At 63.9% G+C, this 20,383-nt stretch carries 19 protein-coding genes; 2 read left to right on the top strand and 17 right to left on the bottom strand.

Features of this window, described 5'->3' with window-relative positions; translation table 11 throughout:
* Window positions 1–114: 114 nt before the first annotated feature.
* Genes ACQ4WS_RS11770 through ACQ4WS_RS11785 form a run of 4 tightly spaced genes read right to left on the bottom strand, consistent with a single transcriptional unit; the run spans window position 115 to window position 3,073 of the window.
* Entirely contained in the window at window positions 115–354 is a 240-nt protein-coding gene (locus ACQ4WS_RS11770; RefSeq protein ID WP_034753464.1) for a hypothetical protein, read from the bottom strand.
* Between the two features lie 24 nt (window positions 355–378).
* Complete coding sequence (locus ACQ4WS_RS11775) at window positions 379–531, bottom strand: hypothetical protein (protein WP_436476419.1); 153 nt, start codon at window positions 529–531, stop codon at window positions 379–381.
* A gap of 56 nt (window positions 532–587) precedes the next feature.
* Window positions 588–2,648, bottom strand: a complete 2,061-nt coding sequence (locus tag ACQ4WS_RS11780) for an alpha/beta hydrolase family protein (protein WP_436476421.1) — start codon at window positions 2,646–2,648, stop codon at window positions 588–590.
* Window positions 2,645–3,073, bottom strand: coding sequence for a hypothetical protein (locus ACQ4WS_RS11785; RefSeq protein ID WP_436476423.1), 429 nt, complete (start codon window positions 3,071–3,073; stop codon window positions 2,645–2,647). The genes ACQ4WS_RS11780 and ACQ4WS_RS11785 overlap by 4 nt, the downstream gene beginning before the upstream one ends.
* 189 nt (window positions 3,074–3,262) lie before the next feature.
* Between ACQ4WS_RS11785 and ACQ4WS_RS11790 the strand changes: the two genes are divergently transcribed.
* Window positions 3,263–3,781 (top strand): CcdC protein domain-containing protein, encoded by a 519-nt coding sequence (locus ACQ4WS_RS11790; RefSeq protein ID WP_436476425.1) that lies wholly within the window; start codon window positions 3,263–3,265, stop codon window positions 3,779–3,781.
* Between the two features lie 6 nt (window positions 3,782–3,787).
* Here ACQ4WS_RS11790 and ACQ4WS_RS11795 read toward each other — a convergent pair whose 3' ends face one another.
* The 7 genes from ACQ4WS_RS11795 to ACQ4WS_RS11825 form a co-directional block, all read right to left on the bottom strand.
* Window positions 3,788–4,588, bottom strand: coding sequence for a hypothetical protein (locus ACQ4WS_RS11795; protein ID WP_436476427.1), 801 nt, complete (start codon window positions 4,586–4,588; stop codon window positions 3,788–3,790).
* A 12-nt stretch (window positions 4,589–4,600) separates the two neighbouring features.
* A complete protein-coding gene (locus ACQ4WS_RS11800) occupies window positions 4,601–5,620 on the bottom strand; it encodes a DUF4424 family protein (protein WP_436476429.1) in 1,020 nt (339 codons plus the stop codon).
* Complete coding sequence (locus tag ACQ4WS_RS11805; RefSeq protein ID WP_436476431.1) at window positions 5,620–8,451, bottom strand: ATP-binding protein; 2,832 nt, start codon at window positions 8,449–8,451, stop codon at window positions 5,620–5,622. Before ACQ4WS_RS11805 ends, ACQ4WS_RS11800 begins: the two co-directional genes overlap by 1 nt.
* Before the next feature lie 8 nt (window positions 8,452–8,459).
* On the bottom strand, window positions 8,460–9,194 hold the full coding sequence (locus tag ACQ4WS_RS11810) for a hypothetical protein (protein ID WP_436476433.1): 735 nt from the start codon (window positions 9,192–9,194) through the stop codon (window positions 8,460–8,462).
* A complete protein-coding gene (locus ACQ4WS_RS11815) occupies window positions 9,187–10,557 on the bottom strand; it encodes a hypothetical protein (RefSeq protein WP_092608970.1) in 1,371 nt (456 codons plus the stop codon). The genes ACQ4WS_RS11810 and ACQ4WS_RS11815 overlap by 8 nt, the downstream gene beginning before the upstream one ends.
* A 290-nt stretch (window positions 10,558–10,847) precedes the next feature.
* Window positions 10,848–11,612, bottom strand: a complete 765-nt coding sequence (locus ACQ4WS_RS11820; RefSeq protein ID WP_436476436.1) for a DUF3108 domain-containing protein — start codon at window positions 11,610–11,612, stop codon at window positions 10,848–10,850.
* Complete coding sequence (locus ACQ4WS_RS11825; protein WP_436476438.1) at window positions 11,613–12,734, bottom strand: DUF3108 domain-containing protein; 1,122 nt, start codon at window positions 12,732–12,734, stop codon at window positions 11,613–11,615. It abuts the gene before it with no gap.
* 149 nt (window positions 12,735–12,883) lie between these two features.
* Between ACQ4WS_RS11825 and ACQ4WS_RS11830 the strand changes: the two genes are divergently transcribed.
* Window positions 12,884–13,594 (top strand): PhaM family polyhydroxyalkanoate granule multifunctional regulatory protein, encoded by a 711-nt coding sequence (locus ACQ4WS_RS11830; protein WP_436476440.1) that lies wholly within the window; start codon window positions 12,884–12,886, stop codon window positions 13,592–13,594.
* A gap of 21 nt (window positions 13,595–13,615) precedes the next feature.
* Here ACQ4WS_RS11830 and ACQ4WS_RS11835 read toward each other — a convergent pair whose 3' ends face one another.
* The 6 genes from ACQ4WS_RS11835 to pdxR form a co-directional block, all read right to left on the bottom strand.
* Window positions 13,616–13,879: a hypothetical protein gene (locus ACQ4WS_RS11835; RefSeq protein ID WP_225317168.1), complete on the bottom strand. Its 264-nt coding sequence runs from the start codon at window positions 13,877–13,879 to the stop codon at window positions 13,616–13,618.
* Window positions 13,880–13,895: 16 nt separating this feature from the next.
* Complete coding sequence (locus ACQ4WS_RS11840) at window positions 13,896–15,626, bottom strand: response regulator (RefSeq protein WP_436476442.1); 1,731 nt, start codon at window positions 15,624–15,626, stop codon at window positions 13,896–13,898.
* A gap of 11 nt (window positions 15,627–15,637) precedes the next feature.
* Window positions 15,638–16,357: a sensor histidine kinase gene (locus ACQ4WS_RS11845; RefSeq protein ID WP_436476444.1), complete on the bottom strand. Its 720-nt coding sequence runs from the start codon at window positions 16,355–16,357 to the stop codon at window positions 15,638–15,640.
* A gap of 235 nt (window positions 16,358–16,592) precedes the next feature.
* Complete coding sequence (gene mnmC1, locus ACQ4WS_RS11850; protein ID WP_436476446.1) at window positions 16,593–18,224, bottom strand: FAD-dependent 5-carboxymethylaminomethyl-2-thiouridine(34) oxidoreductase MnmC1; 1,632 nt, start codon at window positions 18,222–18,224, stop codon at window positions 16,593–16,595.
* The gene (locus ACQ4WS_RS11855; RefSeq protein ID WP_436476448.1) at window positions 18,224–18,787 is read right to left on the bottom strand and encodes a DNA-3-methyladenine glycosylase I; all 564 of its coding nucleotides are present in this window, start codon (window positions 18,785–18,787) and stop codon (window positions 18,224–18,226) included. Before ACQ4WS_RS11855 ends, mnmC1 begins: the two co-directional genes overlap by 1 nt.
* A 38-nt stretch (window positions 18,788–18,825) precedes the next feature.
* Window positions 18,826–20,310 (bottom strand): MocR-like pyridoxine biosynthesis transcription factor PdxR, encoded by a 1,485-nt coding sequence (gene pdxR, locus ACQ4WS_RS11860; RefSeq protein WP_436476450.1) that lies wholly within the window; start codon window positions 20,308–20,310, stop codon window positions 18,826–18,828.
* Window positions 20,311–20,383: the final 73 nt, after the last annotated feature.

Consider the following 20,383-nt stretch of genomic DNA (forward strand, 5'->3'; position numbering starts at 1 on the left):
TCGGATTACGTGCATGTGCGTAGGTCGGATTAGCGGCGCAGCCGCGTAATCCGACACCACCAGAAACAACAAAGGGCGCCTCGGCGCCCTTTTCTTTGCTCTGCCGCAAATAGCTTACTCGGCCACGTCGAGCCCCCGCTCGATCATGCCTTCGACATACGCGCGCAAATATTGCTCCAGCGCGGGGCCGGACAGCACGTTGGCCGTCAGCGCGCCGTGCGGCGAGCCTTTCAGCACGCCGTCGTGATACACGCGCGCAATCCAGGCCACGTCTGCGCCCTGGGTGTAATCGAGTTCATAGTCGAACGATTCTCCGCTGACTTTGCGTGTGTAGACTTCCTTGACAATTGCCATCTAAAACAGCCTTTCTTGAGGAGATTAACTGGGGTGCGGATCGGGTACGGGATCTTCCTGCGGCACCGGATGCTCGGGCCCCGGGTGGTGCCCGGGCGCTTCTTGCGGCTCCGGCGCCGGCATGGGGTCATCGACAGGCGCCGGGTCGGGCGCGCGGTGGACATGGATGACGGACATGGCTGGTCTCCCTGCAGACAAAAGAAGACCATACCACGAGATGCGCGCCGCTGCCCTTATTTGCCTGCCGGCTTGATGTCGGCGGCTGGCGGCGCCGCGTTCTTCACATATTTCTCCAGCCAGTTATTACTTTCATACAGCATCTGCATGATCGATTCGCGCGCGCGGTAGCCGTGGCTTTCGTTTGGCAACATCACCAGGCGCGCCGTGCCGCCCAGTCCCTTGACGGCCTGAAACATGCGCTCACTCTGGATGGGGAAGGTGCCCGAGTTGTTGTCCTGCTCGCCATGGATCATCAGCAGCGCATCCTTGATCTTGTCCGCATAATTAAATGGCGACATGGCCTGGTAGACGGCCGGCGCCTGCCAGAACGGGCGCTCTTCCGCCTGGAAGCCGAACGGCGTCAGCGTGCGGTTGTAGGCGCCGCTGCGGGCGATGCCGGCGCGGAACAGCCGCGTGTGCGCCAGCAAATTGCCCGTCATGAAGGCGCCGTACGAGTGGCCGCCGATGGCGATGCGGTTGCGGTCGGACACGCCACGGCGCACCACCTCGTCGACGGCCGCCTCGGCGTCGGCCACCAGCTGCGGCAGATACGTGTCGTTCGGTTCCTGCTCGCCGTTGCCGACGATGGGAAACGATGGATTGTCGAGCACGGCGTAGCCCATCGACAGGAAGGCGGCCGGGCCCCAGTAGCTGACGGCATTGAATTTATACGGCGAACCCTTGGTCTGGCTGGCGGCGCTGGCCGTCTTGAATTCCTGCGGATACGCCCACATCAGGGTTGGCAGCGGGCCGTCGCGTTTCACGTCGTAGTTCGGCGGCAACATCAATGTCGCCGTCAAGTCCACGCCATCGGCGCGCTTGTAGCGGATCAGCTCTTTCTGCACCTCCTTCAATTGCGGCAAGGGATGGGGAAAGTGCGTAAGGGGCGTCAATTGCGCGGCGCCCTGCTGTTTCAGGTTGCGCACAAAGTAGTTTGGCTGCTCGGTAGGCGATTCGCGCGTCGACAGCAAACGGCTGCCATCCTCGTCCAGCACGGCCACCACGTTTTCATAGTAGGGTGCGGCGCTCTGGAACAGGCGTTCCTTCTGCTTCGTCACCAGGTTCAGGCGGTCGATGAAGGGGCGGTCGCCATCCTTCGAGGCGCCCTGGCCATCAAGCAGGATGGAATTATCAAGAGCGATCAGCAGACGCGGCAAGCCGGCAGCATCTGCGCGCATGACGGGCTGGCCCGGATCGTTGTAGCGGTCTTCGAAGGAACCGGCGTACACCAGGTCGGCCGGCGTGGCCGGCTGATCCGGTGCGATTTTCCACTGCTTGACGGCGCGCGTCTTGTACCACGCTTCGCTGAGCAGGGCCAGGTCGCCACGGCCCCAGGCCACGCCCGCATAGCGCGAAGCCAGCCTGGCCAGCACGGCCGGCTTGTTGGTGAAAGGCGCCGCCTGCGTGTAGACGATGTCGCGGATCTCGGCGGCCTTGGCCGGATCACCGCCGTCCTGCGCTTCGGCCCACACCAGGGTGGCGGGCGCATCGACGCGCCAGCTGACGGAGCGCACGCCCGCGGACACGGCATCATTGCCTGGCGGCAGCCCTTCTTCCAGCGGCAGGGCCGCCAGCGCATGTACCACCTTGCCATTCAGGTCGCGCACGTCGATCTTGTGGCCGAAGTCATGCGCCGGCACGATATACGAATACGGACGCACGATACTGGTCGTGAGCAGGTGCTTGCCGTCGGGCGAGGCCGACACGCGCGAGAACTGGCCCGGCTGGCCCACCAGACGCTGCTTGCCCGCCACGTCCAGCAAGGCCAGCTGCACGGTGATGTAGTGTTCGAACAACCGCGCATCCTGTTCGTTTTTCAGCAAGTCGGGATAGGTGCGCAATTGCTTGACGCCGCCGCCCGGCACGCTGTCCTGGATGGACGGGCCCGTCGGGATGCCGCTCTGCACGGGCGCTGGGCCCAGCTTGGCCGGTTTCAGCTGCACCAGCAAGGTCTTGCTGTCCGGCATCCAGGAAAAGCCGCGGCCGTAGACGGTCGACAAGGATTGATTGCCCAGCTTGCGCGCCGCTTTCGTCTGCACGTCGAGCAGCCACAGTTCCACGCCGGACTCTTTCACGCCCCTGGCGGGATCGGCATAGGCGATGTGCGTAAACGCCAGGTAGCGCTGGTCGGGCGACCAGGCCAGGTCGGCGAGGCGGGCAAGCCGCTAACCTTGATTTCCTTCTGCGTATCGATGTCGAGCAAGCCCAGTCCCGTGTGGAAACTGAAACGGCTGGCCGAATACGTGCGCGGATTGATGCGCAAGCCCGCCAACTTCAATTCCGGTTGCGCCACTTCGCTAATGCCGGGCAAGGCTGGCGTGGGCAGCACGGCCGCCAGATTGCGTTTCGGGCTCAGGCTCAGGGTCGGCGCGCGCGGCGCATCGACGATGGCTTGCAGGGGCGCCGGTGGCATTTGATAGCCGCCATCTTGCGCCATGGCCAGGGAAGACGAGGCCATCAGGCCAACAGTGATGGGCAGCAAAGGCAAACGAGTAGACATGGAACTCCAGTGTATGAAGGTGGCGACAACAAGCGAGTGCACCGCACCGCTCATGGCGGCGCATTGTGACAGGGCATAGTGCGTTCATGCCATGTAAATGTCAACATGCAACTTTTACCGTTTGACAAGCATCGCCGCCCGTCCCCATCTGGCTTACAATCGCTGTTTTACCCGCACCCGATTGCCTACATGGAAACCACCACCCTTGCCCTGCTGTTCCTGGTCCCGCTGCTGGTCTGGCGCATTTATTCGCGCCTGAAGAAACTGGTGGCGCGCCAGAAATCGCAGCTGTGGCGGCACTGGAGCGTGGCAATCGCCTTGCCCGCGCTGCTGCTGTTCCTGGCGACGACGACGAAATTCGACGTCCTGCCCCTGTCCAGCCTGGGCGCGGCTGCGCTGGCCGGTGGCTGGCTGGGCGTGCTGGGCTTGAAGCTGACGCGCTTCGAACAGGTCGGCAAGGATTTCTTCTTTACCCAGCACCGCTACCTGGGCCTGACGATCACGATGCTGTTCATCGCCCGCTTGCTGTACCGCGGCATGGAAATCTACCTGAACACGCGCCTGGACGTGCCCGTGCCGCCGCCACCGTTCGGCCAAAGCCCGCTGACCATGGCTGCCTACGGCCTCGTCATCGGCTACTACGCCGTGTATGCGTGGGGCCTGCTGCGCTGGCGCCAGCGCAACAAACCCTTGGAAGCCGCCGAGTAAGCCAGGTCAGTAGTACTGGCACAGGCCTACACAGGTCGTCACCGCCAGCGCCTGGCGTATCGTCGCCAGCGCCGGCGCCAGGGCGGGATCGAGGTCCTTGTCCGCATCAGCCAGGCTGGTCAGCAGGCGCTCTCGCAACGGTGGCGCCATCAGATTGGCATTCGCCGTGGCGTGCTGCGCCGCCGCTTCCAGCATCCGCTTCTTTTGTGCCACGTTCCAGAAGGGCACCTGCACGAACTGCACCACGCCGGAGTAAGCCGTGGTCGAGCCCTTGCTGAAGGCGCGCGCGCGCATGCGCTCGGCACCGCTCACGTCCTGCGCCGGCTGCGTGCTGAACTCGGCTTCCATCAAGCCGATCAAGTGCGCATGGCAATGCACGCCAAAGGCAAACAGGGCGGCCATTTCATCACCATAATTGGCCAGGTTCTGCGTCACCTGCTCCCGGCGCGCCTGCTGCAGCTCGGCGCCGGACAGCGGCAGTGGCCGTTGCAAGCCAAACGTGTAATACGCCTTGCCCAGATTGGTCGCCCGCTCGCACACGGCCACGCTCTGGTTCATGTCTTGCAGCGCCGCGACGGGTGCCTGGAACAGGCGCGGGCCATCGGCGGCCTGGGCAAGCAGTGCCGCCACGCCAGGGTCGCCCAGGCGCGGCAAGCCCTTCTCTGGCGTGGACGCGGCCACCATCGCTTCCAGGCGCGCGCTCGCTTGCTGGAAATCAGTATAGCTGTCGGCCCAGGCAGCGGGCGCGGCAAGCAGCGCGCCCAAGAGCAGGCTACGCAGACGGCGGGGGAGAATCGGAGTGGGCATGGCGCTGTCTTTCTATTTCTTCAGCAAATAAGGGGTGCGCAGCGCAGGCGCTTCGCCCGTATTCTCGCTGCCATTCTCGACATTGCCGAAATACACGTTCAGATCCTGCTGCGGACGGAAGTTGCGCAACTTGACTTGCAAGGTGGTGGGATTGATCTTGGTAAACGTGCCGGGGAAGCACAGGCTGATCAGCTCATCCGGCTTGCCCTTGACCAGGTTCAAGGTAAAGTCTTCGATGCCGTTCTTCCAGGTGTTGCCAGTCTTCAGGATGTACGAGACCCACTTGGCATTGACGAAACCGCTCTCGCCCTGTTTTTTCGCCAGCCGGTTCCAGCTCGCATAAAAGGCCTTGTCGCCGCAATATTTTTGTTCGAACTCCTTGCCTTCGCCCAGGTAGGAGGCACCAGGGCCGGCGGCCACGAAGGGGGCATATTGATGGCGCACGCGCACCGTTTTGCCGGCCGGGAATGTCTGTCGCCACTGGTAGACCACCGTCACTGACCAGGCCGGCACCCATTCGTCGTCTTCGGACAGCTTGGCCAGCAAGCCTTCGGCCACCATGGCTTTTTTCTGCGCGGCGCTCAAGGGCGCCACCTTTTTTTCGAACGGGCTGAATGACGGGAAATAAGCGACTTGTGCGTCCGACAGGCCCAGCTGCGCCAGGCGCGCCGTCACGTCACGGCCGTCGAGTTTGGCGAGCAGCACGGTCTGGTAATCCTTGCGCTTGCCGTCGACCTCGATCGAGAACTGCTGCGGCTGGCCATAGTACGTGGGCGACTGGTGGTAGCCGGCCTCGTAGGTGGGTAGCGGGAAGATGATGGTCTCTTCCACATCGTTTGTCGATTCGTTGAGGAACTCGTACTCGACCTTGATCAAGTCCGTGCTGACCGTCAGCACTTCCTTTTTCATGGCCACGGCGTCGGTCTTGCCGACGATAATGCCGCCGGCACTGACCGAACCGATGCCGTCATTGGCCATCGCTGGCCCCGAGAACGCCAGCGCCAGCGCGGCCGACAGCAGCAAACGGCGCATCACGCCACCTTGACCGCTACGGGGTCAATGCGCCGCTGCAGCACGAAAATCGGTTGCGCCCATTGGCTATCCTTTTTCTTCTTGCTTGTAATCAAAGTCAGCTCCGACGGATCGTAGACATCCGTGTTGTGCGTCAACGGCGTCGTCATCAGGTATTGCGCTTCCGTATTTTTCAGGAACTCGCCAACCAATTGAATGTTGCGGATGTCGAGGTGGGCAAACGGTTCGTCGATGAAGACGAAGCCGCCGGAACCGTCTTCCGATTTCAGCAAGCCGATCAACAGCACCAGCGACTTCATCACCTGCTGGCCGCCCGACGCTTCGCCATCGTTCATGCCGATGACGCCCTTGCCGTCGAACTTGAAGCGTACATGCAAGCCCGCCTGCGACAGCTGCACATCGTCGTTTTCCAGGCGCACGGGGTCGGCATGCACTTCGATGCCGGCCAGTTCGCCCAGCTCCTTGATGTTCTTGCTGTAAGTCTTGATGGTGTAGCGCAAGCGTTCCATGTAGGCGCCGCGCGCATTGCCCGTCGCTTCGATGGCGCGGTTGTTCTGGTAGCGGCGCTCGTCCGTCTCCGACTGGCGGCCATGCAGCTGGTCCGACAGGCGGTGGTGCTGGTCGATGACGGTGGCGTCGAGTTCCCAGTCGTCACGCGCCAGGCTGTTTTGCAGGCTGGCCACGCGCAGATCGACCTGGTGCGCATTCTGGTGTTCGGCCACCAGGGCCGCGCGGCGTGCGGGACGGCGCCAGCTTTTCGGCAAGTGGCGCCACGCATGGCGCAAGGCCAGCAAGGCGCGCGCGTGCTCGGCGCGCTGTTCAATTTGTTTCTTGTAACCGAGGCGCGCTCCCGCTTCCGCTTCAGACAAAGCCAGGCGCGCGTTTTGCCACACCGTATCGGCACGCGTGCGCGCCACGGTGGCGTTCTTGGTGAGGTTTTGCAGCTCGCCCAGGCGGCCGCCCACTTCCAGGCGCTCTTCCTTGAGCGGCTTCGAATTGCGCAGCGCTTCGGCGAATTCTTCCTGGCGGGCACTGAGTTCCTTGGCCGCGTCGACGCCGGCGATGCGCGCTTTTAACGCGCCCACTTCGGCCGCCAGTTTCGAGATCGCCAGGGTGAGCGTGTCTTCCTGCCCTTCCAGGCCCGGCAGCGAGCGCAACAGCGCTTCCAGACGGCCGCTGCGGCCAGCCTGGCCGAAGCGGTAGCGCGACGCTTCCACGAACAGCGAGCGGCCGCCGCGGCGTTCGCGGTGATACGCCTCGGGCGTAATCCACTCTTCGTGGTTGCCCAGCTTGAAGCCCGCTTCGACGGAATCGACGCGCGCAATGCGCGACAGCTGCTCGATCAGCCAGCTGGGCACGGGCGCGGAAAATTTCACCACGGCCAGCAAGCTCTCGTCTTTCGCCACTGGCGCCGTGACCAGCTCGGGCACGATGAAGTGGCGATAGCGTTCCTTCTCGGCCAAACGGTAGGCAGCCGCCGCATCCTTGGCCTTGTCCAGCAAGACGACCGAAGCGTAACCGCCCAGCACGCCTTCGACGGCGCCCTGCCAGCGGCTGTCCGTCACTTCGACGATGTCCGACAGCATCGCGTGGGCAATGCCCGCATCGCGCAGCGCGCGGCGCATGCCGCGCACATTGTCCGGCTCCGGCATGGCCGTCTTGCCTTGTAGCGCGGCAATGGTGGCCTGCTCGCCCGCGATGCGGGCCGACAAGGCGTCGCGCTGCTGGCGCTGGCGCAGCAGCTCCGCTTCCTTCTGTTCCAGCTGGGCCGCCACTGCGGCGATATCGCTGCCCGAGTCCGCTGCCAGCTTGTGCAAGCGGTCCTTCTGCTCCAGCAGGCTGTCCAGCGGTTTCAGCTTGGCATTGATCAAGGACAAACGGCTCTGCAGACCAATGGATTCCTGCTCCAGCAAGGTTTCGTTCATCTGCGCGTCGGACAGGGCTTTCGCCTGCGCGGCCAGCGCATTGCGCTTGTCCGTCAGCTGCTGGTCCGCCTGCGCCATCGGTTTGCGCGCCTCGCGCAACTGCCGGCTGGCCGTGGCCGCCTTCTCGCGCGCCTCGTGGTATTGCAGGCTGGGCAGCACTTCTTCCAGCAGGTTGCGGCGCTCTTTGTGCAGGCTTTCCCACTGGTGGTAATTGGCCACGCGCAGGCGCAAGCCTTCCAGGTTGGTCTTCGACGCTTCCAGTTCCGTCTCGAAGCGCTTCAGCTCCACTTCCGTATCGCGCTGGTGGCGCTTGGCTTCATCGTAGGCGTCCAGCACTTCCTTGTCGCCAAAGACCTGGAACACCAGGTCGAGCAGCTGGCGCGGCGCGTATTCGCACAATTTGTCCGTCTCACCCTGCTCCAGCGCCAGCACTTTCGACATGGCGGGCGACAGGCCCGCATTGGCCAGGCGCTTGCGGTAGTTTTCCACGCCCAGCCAGTCGTTGGCGTCCGTGATGTCTTCGATCTGCACATTGCCCGGACGCATCAGATACTGGCGCTTCCAGTCGCCACCGTTCTTCTGTATCTGGCAAAACAGGGTCACTTCATCGTCGCTGAAGAAGCCGGAACTGCGGAATGGGCGGTTCGACAGCTGCTTGCCCACATTCTTGTTGTCGACCACGGCGCGCAGCCAGGCCGTCTGCTGGCCCGAGTGGCGCGCATAGTGCTTGTAGGTGCGGCCCATGGAACAGTCGAGGCCAAACAGGGTGCGCAAGGCGTCGAGCAAGGTGGTCTTGCCCGAACCGTTCTGGCCCGCAATGGTGATGATCTTCGCGTCGAGCGGAATATTCTTGATGCGCTGCCAGTAATCCCAGTGCACCAGTTCAAGTGATTTGATATGAAACATGGGCGCTTTCAGTGAGGGAGGTCGGACGCAGGCTCGTCGCCCGCATCTGGCAAGTCGCCGATCTCGGCGGACAGGTCGTCTGCCAGGTCGGCATCGGGGTCGACGGCCACCAGGCGCGCCGGCGCCCGCTTGAACACGTCAGCCAGGGCGCCATTGATGATGCGCTCCTTGAGCACGTCGGTGTCCATCATCAGGTCCAGCAGCGGGCCTTCCAGGATGAAATCGCCGCGCCGTTCGATGAAGCCCAGCTTGGCCAGGGTACCCAGATTCATGTCCATGCGCGTTTTCTTGCCCAGCTTGTCGCCGAAGTCCGACAGCAGCGCCTTGTAGGAAATGCCGATCGATGCGTCTTCCGCGCGCGGCAGGGGCTTTTCCGTGCCAAACATATCGTTTTGGTCGTCGTCCGCGTGCTGGTGCGTTTCCTGGCGTTCGCGCTTGGGCAGGATGATCTGCGCCCACAGCACCACCAGCAAGGCCACGCCATCGCGCGCCAGGCCGAAATTGTTGTTTTGCCAGACGTCGCGCGCGCCGAAAATCTTCGGCTCGATGGTGCGCGTCAGGGCCAGCGTGACATGGTCGGCATACACGTTGTCGAGCAATTTCAAGCCACAGGCCAGCAGGCGCGCATCGATCTCGGCGCGGAACAGCTCGTCGGACAGCACGCGCTTGACGAGCTTGTCGTCGCGGCGCAGGGTTTGATGCGTGAGCAGGCGCGCAATCAGGATTTGGGAATCGTCATTCATCGGCTGTGCCGCTATCTAAATCAAGTGAAACATTCAGTGAAAGCGAGGCGATCGACATGGCCGCCACGTGGGGGTCGGTCAGTTGGACCATCTCGTCGGTCGGTGTAAAGGTGATCGGCAGACGGGCCAGTTCGGCCGTCGAGCCTTGCAAGCTCGCCTCGGACACGTCACCCAGCAGCGGCAGCATCGAGGCGCGGTAGGACGCCACGGCGAAGCTGGCCGGCAGCAAGGAATCCTGCACCGGTACGGACTTCGGCCCCTCTTCGCCTATGCTGGGGAAATTGCCCAGGCTGGCGAAGTTCGACAGGCGTTCGAGCAAGTCATCGAGTTCGAGTTGCATGGCGGGACCGTCGCTGATGGTGGTGGGCGCATCCTCGCCGCTAGGCAGGCCCGTGTTGATGACACCTGCCGCCCGTTCGGACAGCAGTTCCGTTTCGGCCACGTCGATCATCTCGGCAGGCGTGGAGAACAGGGGTACGACGGGCTGGTCAATGGCGCCTTCGGCCAGGCTGGCCAGGTCGTCGTGCAGCAAGAGCCAGCGCTTGATGTCGGTGGTCGACAGGCCCGACTGGCCCAGGTGCACGCGCTGGCGCTCGATCTGGTTCAGCGCGCGCGAAAACATGCCTTGCATGTTGAGCAACTTGCTTTGCGCGCGGCCGATGGCCTGCGCCGCCTTGTGCGTGGCGCTGTCCGCGTTTTCATCGGAAGTAATCGCCACCAGAATCTCGGAACCCTTCTCGACCCAGTCGCACGCCATGTTCCACTTCGCTTGCGCCGTGCGCAAACGGAATTCGGAACCGGAGGCGATGGCGTCGGAGAATTCCTCCGTCAAGTCCACCAGGCGGCCCAGCAAATGCTGAAGTTGCTCGACCGACACGCCGCCCACGGCTTGCGCGCCCGCCACCTGCGACAGCAAAAAGCCCATTTCCGCTTCATCTTCCGTCTGGCCCAGGCCCAGCAGGCTGTCGATGGCGGACAGCACATTGCGCGCCATGGGCGTGACGCGGTACACGCCCTGCTGCGCATCCCAGGCCAGCAACTGGTTCGAGCGCAGGCGCAGCAAGACCGTTTCCAGGCTTTCCGGCAACAGGTACGCCAGTTTCGTATTGATATCGGCGCGCGTATAGGCGGACGTGGCCGCATCGGACGCCAGCTCGCGCAACACCAACAGACGCACCAGCACGCCATCGAAACCGCCGTGGAACAGGGCCGTAAACACTTGCAGCAAGGGCTGCGCCCGCTTCAAGTGAAATACCTGTTCGATCTCGTCGGCCGAAATATTGGGCTGGAAATGCGCCTGCAAGGAATCGTGATGCTCTTGCTCTGTCTGATTTGCATCCGTAGCCACGGCTGCACTTGCCATTATATCAATCATTCTTTTCCGGATGAGTGTTCAGCGGGCGGCGCAGCGGGCTAACGCGGCGCTGCGGGGCGGGGGCGTCAGTATATCAGTTCTGACATGCAATTTAGCGTGCGGGAGGGGGCGAACGGGCCGTCAGTCTGCCGAGTGTTGCATTGAGGGAAACCCCAACGGCGAAGAAAGGTCGGTTCCTTCGGAATCGGATGCACCCACTGGGTGCATTCCCCTGCCGGGTCCGGCCCCAGTTTCTGCATCCGGGTTGGTAATCTGAGGCAAAACCGCGCAGCAAGCACTTACTTTTTTACGATCTTTTGCAAGGTTTGCTCGACGTAATCGCCATCTTCATCGGCGAACGTCACCTTCACGGGATACCATTCCAGCGACGGCGCCAGCCACAGGTCTACTTGCTGGCCCTTCTTGTCCGGCGGCGGCGCCTTGATCAGGTGCACAGCCTCCACCAAACCCTGGCCGGTGGCGACGGTCTCCTGCTTGACGACCTTGAAGGTCCACGGTTCGGCGTCGTGGCGGCCGGCAACGAAGAAGCTCCATTCCGAACCGGGCGTGAATTTCTCAGGCGCGGCGCGCGCCACGCTGACCAGTTGCCAGACGGTGCTGTTGCGGTCCTGCTCGCCGCCTTTCAGCGGATAGCTGTCATCGCCTTCGCTGAAGACGATGGTCTTGCTGTCGCGCTTGAACGTGGTCGTGGCTGCTTCCTTGCGGAAGCGTTTTTCCACGAACTGCGCCGGCGCCAGGCCGTAATCATCGACCGTGCCTTCGCTGCGCTGCTCGAGGATCTTGCCGAACAGGGCGGCCTTGGTCTCGGCCAGCAGCGAATACTTGCCGTCGCCGGCGCGCCAATTGCTGACCGATTCGCCGGACAGCGCAATGCCGCGCTGTTTCGCCTTGATCGAATAGACGAGGTCTGCCGATGGCGCCAGCTTGTACGGGCGCTTGATGACGGGATGGTCCACGGGCTCGTCCGCCGCCATGGCGGGCGTCAGGGTGGCAGCCAGCAGGCTGGCAGCCAGGACGCGTTTCAAAGTAGTCAAAGTAGTCATTTATTTCCCTGTTGAATCATTTACGGAGATCTTGGTCACGGTTTGCGTCGTCAGCGCCCCGTTCGCTTCAGTATTGCGTATTTGTACTGGATACCACTGCATGGACGGCGCCAGCCAGATATCGAGCTGCGACGAATACGTGCCGGGCTTCGGTGGCCGGCGCAAATGCCAGGTCACCAGACGGCCCATTGTGGTGTCGAGTTCTTCCTCGCCCACGAGGTGGAAGCGAAACACGGTCGCTTCCTTTTCCTCGCCGACGAGAATGTCGATATTGCCCACCAACTGGTTGACGTCGGCGCGGCCGATGGCGGCCAGCTGGAACGGCACGGTGGCCTTGTCTTGCGCCCCGTCTTGCCATGGCGCCGTGGCCGTCGTGGCTGAAAAGGTGATGGCCTTGGCGTCGCGGTTGAAATGCGTGGCCGTTTGCGCGCGGCCCTTGCGTTTCTCCGTGGCCTTGACGGGCACGATGCCGCTGCCATCGAGCACGCCTTCGCTGGTCAGCACCAGCAGGTTGATGCGCGTGATCAGCATGCTCAAGCCCACTTCCAGCTTCAGCTGATACGTGTCGCCCCGGTTTTCCCACGCCATCGCGGCCACGCCCTGCCACTTGGTGCCGTCGGCATCGCGCCGGTCCACGTGCAAGTCGAACTGGGCCGAGGCGGGGGCATTCGTCTTGTAGCGCCGCGCCTGCTCGACGGGCGGTGGCGGCGGCGCGCTGGCCGGCGCGGACGCGGCTGCCACGGCGGGCGCCGGGGCCGTAATGGCCGGGGCAGCCATCGCGGCCGGCGCGGTCGTGGCCGGGCCTTCCGGCACCTCGCTGGCAGGTGCCGTCCACTGGGGCGTTTCGCTCGACGCCAGCTCCGTCAGCGGCGGTGGTGGTGGCGGCCTGGGCTTGGGCACGGGCGGCAATTCGGGCGGTGGAGGCGGCGCTACCACGGGCAGTGGCCTGGGCGGCTCGGCGATCAAGGCCATGCTGACCATCTGCGCATGATCCTGCCCCAGCGGCACCATGCTGGCACGCGAGGTGAGCCATTCCAGCGCCCCGTAATGCAGTGCACCGATGACCGCAACAAAAATGACGGTACGGCGGCGCGGGTGCGAAAAGAAGGAGTCAGGCATCATAGGCCGTAGTGTAACGCTTCCGCCCTGCTTCCCGCTTCTTGCCCGTGCTCAACTCCTGCTGTTTTATGTAAGAAAATGTTGGCGGCTTTGCGTCAGTTGCAAGCTGATATCTGCTACGCTAGGAACATCCACCTACCAGGAGATTTCGCATGGCAAACCCGCAAATGCCCCAAATGCCGGGCGCAGCAGTTGTGACCGATACGCTCGACTTCGTCAAAAACCTGTGGGGCAGCATGAGCGTGCCCGGCATGGGCGTGCCTGGCATCACGGCGCCCACCATGTCGGTGGAAGAGCTGGACAAGAAAATCAGCGACCTGAAAGCCGTCGAAGCCTGGCTGAACCTCAATACCAGCATGCTGCGCGGCAGTATCCAGGCATTGGAGGTGCAGCGCGGCACCATCGCCACATTGAAATCGATGGGTGCGTCACTGGCGGCGGCCATCACGCAACCGGGCGCCAGCGAGAAAACCGTGTTTGAATCGGTGCCCTACGCTTCCGCGTTTTTCCAGCAATCCACACCTGCGGCGCCAGCACCGAAACCGGCGCCGACACCTGTGCCGGAACCCGCTGCGGCGGCGCCCAGCGATGCCGGCAGCCAGGCGGCAGCCCAGCTGGCCAATCCAAGTGCTTGGTGGAATTTGTTACAAGATCAGTTCAAGCAAGCCGTATCGACGGCCATGTCGCCCGATGCCGCCAGTGCGGCAGCGGCCAGCTTTGGCAGCGTAGGCAAAGCCAAGCCAGCGGCCAGCAAGCCGGCCAAACCTGCAGAGGCAGGCACGGCAGCCAAGGCCAAGGCCCCGCTGCGCAAGGCGCCCGCGAAACGCGCGGCACCCAAGGCTAAAGCGCCAGGCAAGGCCTGATGCTAGAAGCCGGCAATATGATCAGGCGATACGATGAATGCGGATCGCCTCGATCATGTTGTCGGCCTGGCGTTTTACGTCACCGATCGTGATCAGGCCTTCGTCGGCCAGCGCCTTGGCGTGCTCGTACGAAGACTGGAATGTTTCCAGCGTGTCTCCCTTGGCGGCGACCGGGCGTACCCAGGCAATACTGCCGACTTTCATTTTTTTGTACACTTCATTGACCACATCACGCATAGTTTCTTCCTTATTGTTGTAAAGCAACTCAAGCACGGGCGAACCCACGCTGGCCCCTAGTTTATCATCCGGCACGCTCGCGCACGGATTTTCCGCCTTTTTCCGGCGCCGGCGGCGCTTTTTCCACGACCACGACAGCCTCTTCCGGCCCGGGCGGCGGCGTCAGCTGCACCAGTTGCTCCATCAATTGCGCGAAGCGCTGCTGCCCTGGTGCAATTTTGTCTACATACAACAACACTTCCATGGCCTCGGCCGCCAAGTCGGCCTGAAACCCGCGCTGCTGCAGGAAGGACACGATGATTTGCGCGGAATTGAACAGGATGCGCAAGTTGTTCGGCAGCTTTTCGCGCGCCGCGCGCATCCAGGCGACCGCTTCGTTGAGCTTATCCGTCTTCCACAACAGCACGCCCTTGTTCATCAAGTCCGACGCTTCCTTGCGCGCGGCGATAATCAGGCTGGTGCCTTCGTCGCCCATCTTTGCCTTGTCGAAGATTTTTTGCACCTCGTCCTGCACCACCTGGTTGTCGTGGTTATTTTTGACCACGTAGCACAGCAGGCCGGCCGGCGCATCCTTGACGCCAACGGCGAACAGCAAAGTGGCCAATTCCATGCAAATACTTTTCTCGGGCCGCGCCGGATCCTCGGCCAGCATGGCTTCGAGTTCGTCGCCGCACTTGCGCGCGCGCCGGTAGTCGCCCGTTTCGTGGTGCACCATGCCTTCCGTGATCTTCGCGCGCAAACCAATTTGCTCGGGCGAGAATTCACGCTGCGCCAGCAGCAGCCATTGCAGCGCTTCCTTGGCATCCTTCTTCAGGCCACATACGCGCGCCAGGCCCAGGTAGGCGTCCGGCGTCTTCATGACGGAGAACTCGCCGATGGAAATACACTTGCGGAAGGCCTTTTCCGCCATGCTGACATTGCCGACCTTCAAGGCCGCCAGCCCCAGGTTACGCTGGCGCGGCACGGAATTGGGCGACAGGCGCGCCGCCTTTTCCAGCACGCCGCACGCTTCCTCGTGCTGGCCCATCAGCTGGTAGGCGACGGCCATCTGGTCATAGGCGTCGATGTAATACTTGTTTTCGACGATCACGCCCTGAAAAATTTGCCGCGCCGCCTCGTGCTCGCCGTTATTCATGCGGATCTTGCCCAGGCCCGCCTTGGCCCAGCTGTAATCGCGCTCGGCCAGCACTTTCTCGTACACGGCGCGGGCCTTTTCCGGCTCGCCGCTTTTCAGCAGCAAACTGGCCTTCATGCGCAGCAATTCCAGCGCGTGCAGCTTGTTGAGCTCGATCTGCGCGTCGCACAATTTGGCCGCGCGCAAATAATCCTTTTCCATGCAGGCCTGGTCGATTTCGCGGAATACCTGCTTCTTGTGCCACACGCGGTTCAGCCGCGTCAGCAGCACGCCTTCCGTGATCGGCTTGATCAGGTAGGCGTCGGGCTGATGCTCGGCCGCGCCCATCACGGACTCCACGCTTTTCTCGGCCGACACCATCAGCCACACGCTCGATGGCGCCGTCAGATTGCGCACGCGCGTCTCTTCCAGCACTTGCTGGCCATTCTTGCCTTCGCCCAGGTTGTAATCGCACAGCACCACGTCGTAGCGCGTCTTGGCCAGCAGCTTCATGGCTTCGCCGCCGCTGGCCGCCTGGTCGATATGGCGCGCGCCCAGGTTGCGCAGCGATTCGCGCAGCAGGATGCGGATGCCGATGAAATCATCGACCAGCAGATAATGTTTGTCGGCCCAGTCGGTGCTGCCCGCTTCGGCGGCGGTGGCCTGGCTGTCTGTCGTCATGGCATCCTCGTTCAGGGCAGGCGCAGGATGAAACAGCCGCCGCCCAGCGCGCCGCCATTTTCCAGGGCGATGCTGCCGCTGCTGCCCCGGTGCTTGTGCATCTTTGCCACGACACTGGAAAAATACAGCCCCAGTCCCGTGCTGTTGGTGGAAAAGTTCACGCCGGCGGCCATGCCATCCATGGCCGCGCTGCCCGCGTCGAGCAGCGCCTGCGTGTAGCCGTCGCCATTGTCTTCCACGCGCAGCTCGAGCATGTCGTCGTGCTCCCGCACCGACAGGCGTATCGTGTCGTTCGTGTAGCGGATGGCGTTGTTGATGGCATGCGCGAGCACGCCGATGACCAGGTCTTCATCGAGGGTCCAGATCAGCTCGGGCGGGCAAGCCGTCTCCAGACGGATCCCCTTCGAGAGCAGCAGGATCTTTTCCTGGTCCACCACCTGGTCGACCACCTGGCGCATCAGTTGCGGCTGCACGTCGAACGGGTAGCCGGGCTTGCCCACTTCCTTGTACAGGGCCAGCAGCTGGATCAGGTTATCGTTCAGGCGCTTGGTCTGGTACAGCATCTGCGCCATCTGCAGGTAGGCGGGGTCGGCCTGGGGCGCGGGCTTGACCTGCCCGGCCGCCAGCAGCGACTCCAGAGTGCCGCTGACGACGCTGATCGAATTTTTCATGTCGTGCACGGTCGACGCCAGGAACAGGAAAAGCTCGGGCGAACTGTGTTGATCTTCCACCGGATATCTCCTTGGGGCCGCAGCTTGAATATTGCCAAGGATAAATTATACCGCCAGCCTGCGGGCGCCAGCCAGCCGCGCGCAAAGTCCGTGACATGACGCAACAATACCGCCCCCGCCTTTGCCCAAAGGCTGCCTCGCCGTGCGTGGCGCGGGGATGGAACAACAGTTTTGCAGCAGCAAGCGTCCACTGCGGCGAACTGATGTTATTTGAAAAATAACGCCATGGACTTTTTCAGGCGTTCCGGCGGCGCTCGCGCAATAAAAACCGCGCAGGGTCCAACGCGGCCACCAATTGACTCTCCAGCGGCAACGGCTCGCCCTCCAGCTGGCACGCCAGCAACTCGGCCGCCAGCGGCGCCCAGATCAGGCCGCGCGAGGCGTAACCGAGCAAGCCAAACAGGCCGGGCCAGCGCGGCACGTCGCGCAGGCGCTCGCAGCGGCCTGGCACGCCCGGATCAGGCAAGGCGCCCGCCAGCGGCAGGCGGTCCGGCACCATGCAGCGAAAGCCCGTGCGCCCGGCCAGCGGCGCGGCGAACGGAGTCACGCCAAGGATGTCGGCGACCTTCCCGATATTGTCTTCCTGGCTCGATGGGCGCAGTTCAGTGTCGGCGTCCGCATCGTAGCTGGCCCCCACGCAGACGACACCCTGGTGCGCTGGCGTCATGTAGGCTTCGCGGCAGACGACGAATGGCAACGAAGGCAAGCAGCCTTCGGCCAGGTGCGTGACCTGGCCGCGCACGGCGTCCAGCGGCAAGCCGGCCGCCTGTTCGAAATCCACGGCACCCGTGCCGGCCGCCAGGATGACGGTGGCTGCCGCCGCGATCAGGGCACCGTCCGCATCGCGCACCAGCCATTCCGCATCGCCACGCTCCAGGCGCAGGGCGCTGCTGGAAAAGCGCCGCGTGAGCAAGGCGCCGCAGGCGTCCAGCATGGCCGCGCAGACGGAAGACGGGCGCGCCCAGCCGCCCTGTTCGAACCACCAGGCGCCATCGGGCGCCGGCGCGCCCAGCATGGCGGTCGCCTCGGGCGCTTCCAGCCAGCGGGCGAATTCGCGCGGATACAGGCCACTGGCGGCGATCTGCCGCTGCACCTGCGCATGCGCGCCGTCGCGCGCCAGGTGCAGCACGCCGCTTTGCACACCCTCGATGGCGGCGCCGATGCCGCCCAGATCTTTCCAGCGCCGCAGCGAGTACAGGTAGGCGGCGCGCACCAGGCGCGTGGCGATATTGTCATCCTTCGACATCAGCGGCATGAAGATGCCAGCCAGGTTGCCAGACGCCTCGCTGGCCGGCTGCGCATGGCGTTCGATCAAGGTCACCTTCCAGCCGCGCGCAGCCAGCCGTTCGCAGGCGGCCGCGCCGGCCACGCCCGCGCCGATGACGATGGCGCGCCGCTCGGGCGCGGTGATGGCCGCGTACTCTTCGCGCCGCGCATAAAACACGGCGCGCAAACGGCTCTCGTCAAAGACAAACCCGTTTTTTTGCAGCGCCATGCGCTGCGCCTCGTCCAGGTGCACGGCCTGCAGGCGCGCGCCGTCCATCATCAGGCGCGCCAGCACCGGCGTGGCTGCAGGCACCCAGGCCAGGTGCACTTCATCGACGCGCGCCGACAATTGCGCCAGGCAGGCATCGGGCTCGCCGATCAGCACATCAAGCGTGACGAGGCCATCGCGCGAGACCATGCGGTGCAGGCCCGGCACGCAAGGCGGCCACTGCACGCGCCACTCTTCGGGCAAGTGGCGCGCGTCGACGGGACGCGGCGCCAGCGCGATGTAGTGCAGGCGGCGGCCGCCATGCGCCGCACAGGCGGCACGCAGGCGGGCGCCGTCAAAATCCGTGTCGAGCATGACGAGGGCGCGGCGCATCAATGCCCCGCGCGGCAAAAGCAGGCGGGCGCATGGTCATTGACCATGCCGATGCCCTGCATGTAGGCGTAGATGATGGTCGAACCGACGAACTTGAAGCCCAGTTTGGCCAGGTCTTTCGAGAGTTTGTCGGACAAGGCTGTCTTGGCGGGAAACTCGCCCGGCTGCCAGCTGTTGACGATGGGCTGGCCATCGACATACGCCCACAAGAAGCTGTCCAGGGTCTGGCCTTGCGCGCGCAGGCGCAGGTAAGCCTGTGCATTCGTGATGGCCGCCGCCACCTTCAATCGGTTGCGCACGATGCCGGGGTCCGCCAGCAGCTGCGCCACCTTCTCCGGGCCATACGCGGCGATTTTTTCCGCATCCCATTGATCAAACGCGGCGCGGTAGGTGTCGCGCTTGTTGAGGATGGTTTCCCAGCTCAGTCCCGCCTGCGCGCCTTCCAGGTTCAGCATCTCGAACAGCCGGCGCTCGTCGTGGCAGGGTACGCCCCACTCCGTATCGTGATACTCGATATAGCGGGGATTGGCCGGATTGGCCCAGGAGCAGCGGGTAGTGTTCATGGTCTGGTTCTTCATATGCGGGCAACTGCCAGTATAGTTTATCGGCCGCGCAGGATGCGTCCCAGTTCCTGCAAGCCGTGCGCCATCTCGGCCGGGGGAATCGCCGCAAAGCCCAGCAGCAGCCCTGGCGGCGTGACGCACTCGGGCCCTGCCGCCGGATCGGCGTAGTGCCCCAGCGGGCGCAATTCGATGCCCCGTGCCAGGCCCGCACGCGACACGGTTTCTTCATCGTGGCCGGCGCGAAAGTACGCGCACAGTTCCAGGCCGCTGTCGGCCGGGCCGCACGCGAGCTGGTCGCCCAGTTCGCGCGCAATCCCCCGCACCAGCAGGTCGCGCCGTTCGGCATTGCTGTCGCGCGTGCGGCGGATATGCCGGCCAAAATGTCCCTCGGCGATGAAGTCGGCCAGCGCCATCTGCGGCACGATGGCCGTGTGACGGTCCATCACGGCTTTGGCTTGCACCAGCGCTTCGGCCAGCGCGGGCGGCGCCACCATATAGCCCAGGCGCAGCCCGGGAAACAGCACTTTCGACAGGGTGCCCACATACACCACGCAAGCAGCCCGGTCCAGGCTTTGCAGGGAGGCCAGCGGCGCGCCCGTGTAGCGGTATTCGCTGTCGTAATCGTCTTCCACCAGCCAGGCTTTATTTTGCGCGGCCCAGGCCAGCAGAGCCAGGCGGCGGGGCAAGCTCATGCTCACGCCCAGCGGCATCTGGTGCGATGGCGTCACGTAGGCCAGCTTCGCCTGCGGACAGTGCGCCACACCATACGCCACATCGAGCCCCTGCGCGTCGACGGGCACGGGAAAGACGCGCGCGCCGGCCGCGCGCAGCGGGCCGCTGGCACCCCGGTAGCCGGGCGACTCCATCCAGGCCGAGTCGCCCGGCGCCAGCAGTATGGTCGACAGCAAAAATAGCGCCTGCTGCGAACCCGAGGTGATGACGATCTGCTGCGGCGCGCACCGGACGCCGCGCGAGGCCTTCAAATACACGCACAGCAGTTCGCGCAGCGGCAGGAAGCCGGCCGGGTCGCTGTAGCCGAAATGGTGGTCGGGCCGGCGCCAGCGGCGCGCCTCCAGGCGGTTCCACACGTCGAACGGGAAATGGTCGATGCGCGGCATGCCGACGCGGAAAGCGCGCAGCGGCCCCCGGTGAATGGCCACCTGGCGCATGGCCGCCACCACGCCCTGCCCGCGCGCCGACAGGGGCCGCAGCAGGCCGGGCGCGTCCGCCCTGGCGGGCGGCGCAGCCATGGGTACCTCGACGCTGACAAAGGTGCCCCGCCCCACGGCACCATCGAGATAACCTTCGGCCGTCAAAAGCGCATACGCATTGAGCACCGTCTGGCGCGACACGGCCAGCAGGCGGCAAAACTCGCGCGTGGGCGGCAGTTGCATGCCGGGACTCATGCGGCCATCGAGGATGGCCGCCTTGATGGCCGCATACAGCTGGCGAAACAGCGGCTCGCTGGCGCCGCGCTGCAGCGGCAAGGCGGCGATGATCTGGTGCAGGTGGGAAGCTGGCATGGTGGAACTCTTGAATTGGTAGCTTCAAGATAGCACTTATTGGCTGTTTTAAATAGCCAAAACAAGCGCTAAG

Source organism: Janthinobacterium leeuwenhoeki (genome assembly GCF_051380795.1).
GTDB lineage: Bacteria > Pseudomonadota > Gammaproteobacteria > Burkholderiales > Burkholderiaceae_D > Janthinobacterium.